This window comes from Sphingobium sp., assembly GCF_041987595.1.
In the GTDB taxonomy this organism is placed as follows: domain Bacteria; phylum Pseudomonadota; class Alphaproteobacteria; order Sphingomonadales; family Sphingomonadaceae; genus Sphingobium.
Map to the genome: position 1 here is coordinate 45,758 of NZ_JBHIWJ010000022.1, position 7,535 is coordinate 53,292.

6 protein-coding genes are annotated in these 7,535 nt (G+C 64.2%); 4 read left to right on the top strand and 2 right to left on the bottom strand.

Annotation, left to right across the window (positions count from 1 at the left end; translation table 11 throughout):
* Positions 1-1,305, top strand: a complete 1,305-nt coding sequence (locus ACFC3J_RS08280) for a transporter (RefSeq protein WP_375195710.1) — start codon at positions 1-3, stop codon at positions 1,303-1,305.
* Positions 1,306-1,391: 86 nt separating this feature from the next.
* The gene (locus tag ACFC3J_RS08285) at positions 1,392-2,924 is read left to right on the top strand and encodes a xylose ABC transporter (protein ID WP_375195711.1); all 1,533 of its coding nucleotides are present in this window, start codon (positions 1,392-1,394) and stop codon (positions 2,922-2,924) included.
* A gap of 12 nt (positions 2,925-2,936) precedes the next feature.
* On the opposite strand, the gene ACFC3J_RS08290 is transcribed toward ACFC3J_RS08285, so the two are convergent.
* Complete coding sequence (locus tag ACFC3J_RS08290; RefSeq protein ID WP_375195712.1) at positions 2,937-3,821, bottom strand: LysR family transcriptional regulator; 885 nt, start codon at positions 3,819-3,821, stop codon at positions 2,937-2,939.
* Positions 3,822-3,920: 99 nt separating this feature from the next.
* Here ACFC3J_RS08290 and ACFC3J_RS08295 point away from each other — a divergent pair, with 99 nt between their 5' ends.
* Positions 3,921-5,420: a CoA-acylating methylmalonate-semialdehyde dehydrogenase gene (locus ACFC3J_RS08295; protein ID WP_375195713.1), complete on the top strand. Its 1,500-nt coding sequence runs from the start codon at positions 3,921-3,923 to the stop codon at positions 5,418-5,420.
* Positions 5,421-5,651: 231 nt separating this feature from the next.
* Here the strand turns inward: ACFC3J_RS08295 and ACFC3J_RS08300 are convergent, their stop codons facing one another.
* On the bottom strand, positions 5,652-6,407 hold the full coding sequence (locus ACFC3J_RS08300) for an SDR family NAD(P)-dependent oxidoreductase (protein ID WP_375195714.1): 756 nt from the start codon (positions 6,405-6,407) through the stop codon (positions 5,652-5,654).
* 118 nt (positions 6,408-6,525) lie between these two features.
* Here ACFC3J_RS08300 and ACFC3J_RS08305 point away from each other — a divergent pair, with 118 nt between their 5' ends.
* On the top strand, positions 6,526-7,425 hold the full coding sequence (locus tag ACFC3J_RS08305) for a LysR family transcriptional regulator (protein WP_375195715.1): 900 nt from the start codon (positions 6,526-6,528) through the stop codon (positions 7,423-7,425).
* Positions 7,426-7,535 lie beyond the last annotated feature (110 nt).

Consider the following 7,535-nt stretch of genomic DNA (forward strand, 5'->3'; position numbering starts at 1 on the left):
ATGCGGTGCAAGGGCTTTTGGCTGGGCGCATATGGTCTGATCGCCCTGTCGGGCGCGGCGCGGGCCGATCCCCTGCCGCCCGACCCGCCCGGCACCGATCTGCTGCTGTTGCGGCGCCAGATCGCGCAGGAACGCAGCGCGGTGGAGGCGCAGCAGCATGCGCTCGACGCGCAAAGGCAGCGCCTCAACCTGCTGGAGGATGCGCTGCTCGACCGGATGCGGGCCGAAGGCCTGCCGATGACCGCGCCGCTTCTGCCGATCGTGGAGGGCAGCCAGTTCGTCGGCAATCAGCCGCCCGCGCCTGAAGTCGGGATCAGGCCACCCGAGAGCGACACCACGCCGCGTGTCGCCGTGCTGGCCGATCAGGGCGGGATATTGTCGCGACCCCGTCGGCTGGTGATCGAACCGTCGGTCGAATATATCCGGTCGGACCGCAACCGCTTCGTCTTCCGCGGCATAGAAATTCCGCAATCGGTGCTGGTCGGCGTGTTCGACATCAACGAAAGCAGGCAGGACATACTGACCGCCGCCGCGACGGCGCGTCTGGGCCTTACCAACCGGCTGGAAATCTCGGCGCGGCTGCCCTGGGTCTATCGCCGGGATACCGCCGTGCTGGTGCCGCTGGTGCAGAACCCGCCGCAGTCGGGCGCAGGGACCATCGATACCTCCACCCATGGGTCGGGGCTGGGCGACATCGAGTTGCAGGCCCGTTACCAGTTGACCGACGGCCATAATGGCTGGCCCTATATGATTGCGGGGCTGCAACTGATCGCGCCGACCGGATCGGACCCCTTCGGCCTGCGCCGCGACGCTTTGGGCAATGCGGAAAAATCGGCGACCGGATCGGGGTTCTGGGGCATTCAGCCCAGCCTGACCCTGCTGATGCCCAGCGATCCTGCGACCCTGTTCGGCGTGCTGGGCTATACCCATAATTTCGGCCGCAACGTCGACACGCGGATCGGCGACGCCCAGATCGACCGGGTCGAACCGGGCGGCGCGCCCAATGCGACGATCGGCATCGGCCTCTCGCTCAACCCGCGACTGTCGATGAGTTTCGCCTATGCCCATAACTGGCAGTTCGCGACCAAAAGCCGGATCCGCCCGATCAGCATCATGAACGGCGTGGAGACGATGGGCGCGCCCATCACCAGCAAGACGCGCGACCTTCAGATCGGGCGCCTGCTGATGGGTATCAGCTATCGCGCGACCCAACGGACAACGCTCGACTGGATCGTCGAGGTCGGCGCCACGGATGACGCCGCCGATCTCCGCACGACCCTGCGGGTCCCCTTCGTCATCAAATGAGGGGATGCCCTATGCACCCCGCCAGGCCGGTCGCTCCCGCCATTTCCCTTGCATTCGGCAGCGCCCGTCTCAAATAGTCTGCATCCATGTTCGGTGCGGCCGTGAAATTCTGCTCCCTTGCTCTGGCGCTTGCCTTTCTTCCGGCCGCCAGGGCCGAAACCTATTACGTCAATTCCGTGACGGGCGACGACAGCCTCGACGGCGCTGCGGCGGATCGCGCCTGGCGCACGCTCGGGAGGGTCGGGAATTTTCCCCTGAAACCGGGCGATCATGTTCTGCTGGCGGCGGGATCGGTATGGCGGGAACCGCTTACCCTTACGCGATCGGGCACGAACGGCGCGCCCATCAGCGTCCGCGCTGCCGAAGGCGGCCCCCGGCCCCGCATCGATGCAGGCGGCATATCCCCTCATGCGGTGGCGATCATCAACGCCGATCATGTGACCGTCAGCGGGCTGGAACTGACCAATGACGGCCCGGAACCGGCTCCGCGGTTCGGCGTGCTGGTGTCGGCGCAGAACAGGGGCGTCACGCGCGGCATCCGCATCAGCGACCTTTACATTCATGATGTGCGCGGCACGAACGACCGCAAGGACAATGGCGGCATCGTCTTTCGGGCCATCGGGCAAAAGGTGCCCACGCGCTTTCAGGACTTGCTGATCGAACGCAACATCATCTGGCGGGCCGACCGATCGGGCATTGCCGGGATCAGCGACCGGGTGACGGCGCAGAACTGGTTTCCCAGCAGCGGCGTCGTCATCCGCGACAATTTTCTGGAGGATATTGGCGGCGACGGCATCGTGCCCAGGGGCACGGACGGGGCGCTGATCGAGCATAATATCGTGCGCCGTGCGGGCAGCCGGGCGCCCGGCTATACCGCCGCGATCTGGCAGTGGAGCACCGACAACAGCCTGATCCAGCTGAACGAAGCCGCCTTCACGCGCACGCGCTATGACGGTCAGGGGTTCGATTCCGACTTCAATTCCCGGCACACGACCTTTCTTTACAATTACAGCCATGACAATGCGGGCGGCTTTCTGCTGGTCTGTTCCCCCCGGCATGGGAAGGACAATCTCGGCAACAGGGGAACCGTCGCCCGCTTCAATGTCAGCCGCAATGACGGGACCCGGATATTCCAGCTGGCGGGCAATGTGTCCGATGTGCTGATCGAACGGAATGTCATCCATGTTGCCGAAGCCATGGATGTTCAGATGATCGTCGCCACGCAATGGGACGGCTGGGCGCGCAATGTCCGGTTCAAGCGCAATGTCTTCAGGGTCGCAGGCACCGCGCGTTATGGCAGCGAAACGGGACGCAGCGGGCCGGACTATCTGATCCGGGCGGGATTTCTGCCCGTCCGGTCGATCCGCTTCAAACGCAACAGCTATGCCGGCCGCCATGTGGATCTGCCGGACGACGGCGCCGGGCAAACGATCCTCCCCTATCTGGAACAGCCAGCCGACTGGGATGTGCCCGTCTTCGATCCGGCCCAGCCAGAAGGTTTCGCAGATTATCTTGCCCGCCACCGTAGCTGGATGCTCGCCATGCTGGAGCGCGAACTGGGACAGCCGGTTCAGCTGAAACGGCCCAGGCGGATCTCGATCTTCAACGGGCGGCGATAGGAAAATCGCTCGTCACAGCCGGTCGCGCATTGTCCGCATGACCTCATCCAGAAAATCCGCCGCGGCGCGCACCCGCGGCAGGCGTTGCAGATCGGCATGCATGACCAGCCAATAGCTGCGCCACACCTCCATCTGGCCGGGCATGATCGGCACCAGCCGATCGTCCTGCGCGGCGGCAAAGACATGCAGCACGCCCAGTCCCATGCCTGACGCGACCGCCGCATGCTGCGCGGCGCTGGAGCTGGCCCGAAAGGCGATGGTGGCGCCGGGCAATATCTGGTCGAGTGCGATCATCTCCGGAAATCCGGCCAGTTCCTCGATATAGGAAACGAAGATGTGACGGTTGAGGTCGGCACGGGACATGGGCACCCCCTCCCGCTCCAGATAGTCCTTCGCCCCATAGAGGCCGAGCCGGTAGTCGGCCAGCTTGCGGGTGACAAGCCGCCCCTTGGGCGGGGGCTTCAGCATGACGGCGATGTCCGCCTCGCGCTTCGACAGGCTGGCGGCGCGGCTCTCCGAGGCCAGTTCCAGCATCAGCCGGGGATGCCGCGTCCGCAGGGCGGCGGCGTGGGGCGCGACCATATGGCTGGCAAAGGCTTCCGGCGTCGCGAGCCGCACCGTGCCTTCCACCTCCCGGTCGCGGCCCGCAACGCTGGCGGCGGCGGCGAGCAATTCGGTCTCGATCCGCTCGGCATGGGCAACCAGCGCGAAGGCGGCGGGCGTGGGCGTGACCCCGCGCGGCGAACGGTCGAAAAGCCGGGCGCCCAGCGCATTCTCCAGACTGGTGATGCGGCGGGCGACAGTGCTATGATCCACCCCCACGCGCCGGGCGGCGGCCAGCATGTTGCCCTCCCGCAGCACGGCAAGGAAGAGGCGCAGTTCATCGGAATTGAGCATAGGCATTTCCGCACAACCAATGTGTCATCCTACAGGTATCGCTGCAAAGCCGGGCCGTCTATAGTTCGCCGGTATTTCGTCAGGAGAGGAAGCGAGAAAATGCGTTCCATCACCCATTTCATTCACGGCAAAGCAGCCCCGCTCGCCGGAGCGCGCTTGTCGGACGTCCTCAATCCCGCGACCGGAGCCGTGCAGGCGCAGGTCGAGCTGGCCAATTCGGCCCATCTGCAAAAGGCGATCGACAGCGCACGCGAGGCCCAGCCCGAATGGGCCGCGACGAACCCGCAGCGCCGCGCCCGCGTGATGTTCCGCTTCAAGGAACTGATCGAGCAGAATATGGACGAGCTCGCCCATCTGCTGTCGTCCGAACATGGCAAGGTGATCGCCGACGCCAGGGGCGATATCCAGCGCGGCCTTGAAGTCGTGGAATTCGCCTGCGGCATCCCGCATCTGCTGAAGGGTGAATATACCGAAGGCGCGGGTCCCGGCATCGACGTCTATTCGATGCGCCAGCCGCTGGGCATCGTGGCGGGCATCACCCCGTTCAACTTCCCGGCGATGATCCCACTGTGGATGAGCGCGATGGCGATCGCCTGCGGCAACGCCTTCATCCTCAAACCCTCGGAACGCGACCCATCCGTGCCGGTGCGCCTCGCCGAACTGGCACTGGAAGCCGGCCTGCCCGCGGGCATCCTGAACGTCGTCCATGGCGACAAGGAAATCGTCGACGCCATTCTCGACCATCCCGACATCAAGGCGGTCAGCTTCGTCGGTTCCTCCGACATCGCCAACTATGTCTATCAACGCGCCGCCGCGAACGGCAAGCGCGCCCAGTGCATGGGCGGCGCGAAGAATCACGGCATCATCCTGCCCGACGCCGACATGGATCAGGCGGTCGCGGACATTGTCGGCGCCGCCTATGGTTCGGCGGGCGAACGCTGCATGGCGCTGCCGGTGGTGGTGCCGGTCGGCGAAGCCACGGCCGACGCGTTCCGCGAGAAGCTGGTGAGCGCCATCGAAACGCTTCGCCCCGGCATCCCGACCGATCCCGACGCCCAATATGGTCCGCTCGTCACCGGCCAGCACAAGGCACGGGTCGAAAGCTATATCCAGATGGCGGCGGACGAAGGCGCGGAAATCGTCGTGGACGGTCGCGGCTTCTCGCTTCAGGGCTATGAGGAGGGCTATTATCTGGCCCCGACCCTGATCGACCGGGTCACGCCGGAAATGAAAAGCTACCAGGACGAAATCTTCGGCCCCGTGCTTCAGATCATGCGCGCCCAGAGCTTCGAGGAGGCGCTGAGCTATCCGACCAAGCATCAATATGGCAACGGCGTCGCCATCTTCACCCGCAACGGCGATGCCGCCCGCAAGTTCGCGACGCAGGTCGAGGTCGGCATGGTGGGCATCAACGTGCCGATCCCGGTGCCGGTCGCCTATCATAGTTTCGGCGGCTGGAAGCGTTCGGGCTTCGGCGATCTCGACCAATATGGCATGGACGGCGTGCGCTTCTACACCCGGACCAAGAAGATCACGCAGCGCTGGCCCACCGGCGGCGCGGTGATCGACCAGAGCTTCGTCATTCCGACGATGAAGTAATTCCTGTACGGGCAGCAGCCGGGGCCGTGATCGTGAAGCTCGACGAACTGATTACGCATCGGCTGCCGCCCTCCAAAGTCAATTTCGCCTTTAGCAACCTCGACAACCCGGTGGGTACGCGGATTTTGGCCATGCGGAAGCGGATATCTGCCGCATGTTCAAATGCCGCAACTCAAGGGGAGCGGCGATTCCCCGCCGCTCCGATGGCAGGCCTGCCGCATGCCAGCCTTGTCAGATCTGCGCCATCCCGCCATCCGCGAAAAGCTCGGCTCCGGCGATAAAGCTGGCATCGTCCGACGCGAGAAAGGCCACTGCCTTTGCGATTTCCGTCGGTTCAGCAACGCGGCCGAGCGGGACCTGAGCAGCCATATAGTCCACGAGGCCTTGCTGTGCGGCTGCATCAGTACCTGCCAGTTCGACGAGACCCGGCGTGCGGACCGGACCGGGGCTGATGACGTTGACGCGAATGCCGCGATCCTTGAGGTCGACGGTCCAACTGCGCGCCAGATTGCGCACCGCCGCCTTGGAGGCGCTGTAGATGCTGAACGCGGCTGTGCCCTGAATGGAGACGGTCGATCCGGTCAGCACCACGGCCGCCCCGTCCCGCAGCAGCGGCAGCGCCTTCTGTACGGTGAAGATCAGGCCTTTCACGTTGCGGCCAAAGATATCCTCATAATGCTCTTCCGTGATCGCGCCCAGTGGCAGCATCGAGCCGCCGCCCGCGTTGGCGAACAGAATGTCGATCTGACCGTGCTTTTGCTGAACCGTGTCATAGAGCCGGTCGATGTCGGCCAGCTTCGACATGTCGGCCTGCACGCCCGTCACATCCCCGCCGATGCTCTTCACCGCCTCAGCCAGTTCAGTATCGCGACGTCCGGAAATATAGACCGTCGCACCTTCCTCGGCGAAATGCCGCGCCGAAGCGAGGCCGATGCCGCTGGTGCCGCCGGTGACCACCACCACTTTTCCTTCGAATTTCCTGCTCATCTTCTGTCTCCTGTGCCTTTCGTTCCGTGGCAATGCCTGCCACATCAGAAGAGATATTTTCGGAACTATCCTTGCAGTAGACGGTCATTATGGCACTCATTGTCTCATGAATGGAACGATGCGCGATCTCAACGACTATGCCCTTTACGTCGAAGTCGTGAACTGCGGCAGTTTTGCGGCCGCCGGCCGCATCCTGCGGAGTTCCAAGTCCACCATCAGCCGCCGGATCGCTCTGTTGGAGGAGCGGCTGGGCGTCCGGCTGATCGAACGGTCGACGCGCCGTTTCCGGGTTACGGAAGTGGGTCGGTCCTTTTATGAACGCTGCAGGGCCATCGTCCTCGACGCCGAACAGGCGGAGGCGGTCGTGGCGGAGGCGAAGGCGGAACCACATGGCCTTGTCCGGTTCAGTTGCCCCACGGGCCTGCTTGCCTCCCTGTACGATGCCCTGCCGCTCTTTCTGGCGCGCTATCCCAAAGTTCGGCTTCAGCTATTGGCCGTGGACCGGCCGGTGGACCTGATCGGGGAACGTATCGATGTGGCGCTGCGCGTGCGGACAGACCTCGTTACGGATGCAGCCCTCACGATGCGGACACTGGGCTATTCGAAGCGCATTCTTGTGGCGTCGCCCCATCTTCTGAACCACTGTACCGGCTCGCCTGTCGATCGCCTTGCCCACCTACCCACGCTGAGTTCATCGGACGATCAGGGAGCGATAGAATGGGACCTCACCGGCCCCGACGGCACCACCATCTGTGTTCGGCATGAGCCGAGAATGACGTGCGGCGATTTTCAAGCGCTGAAGACTGCGGCAGTCGCGGGACTGGGCGTCGCCCTCTTGCCAGACCATGTTTGCCAGCCGGAAATGGTCGACGGGCGGCTGGTGCGCGTTTTTCCCGAATGGCATACCAGCGTGGGCATCGTCCATGTCGTCTTCACCACGCGGCGCGGCCTTCCTCCTGCGGTGCGCGCCTTCATCGATCATCTGGCCGCCAGCCTGCGGCTTGCATCGGACAGCTGATTGGAAGAACGATCCTTTCCGGCGCACTGCCTATTTTGCCGCGCCATCAGCGCAACGATCATGATCTGGAGCGATCGGTTTTCGAGGCTGCTTTTGGGCTGCGCTTTCCC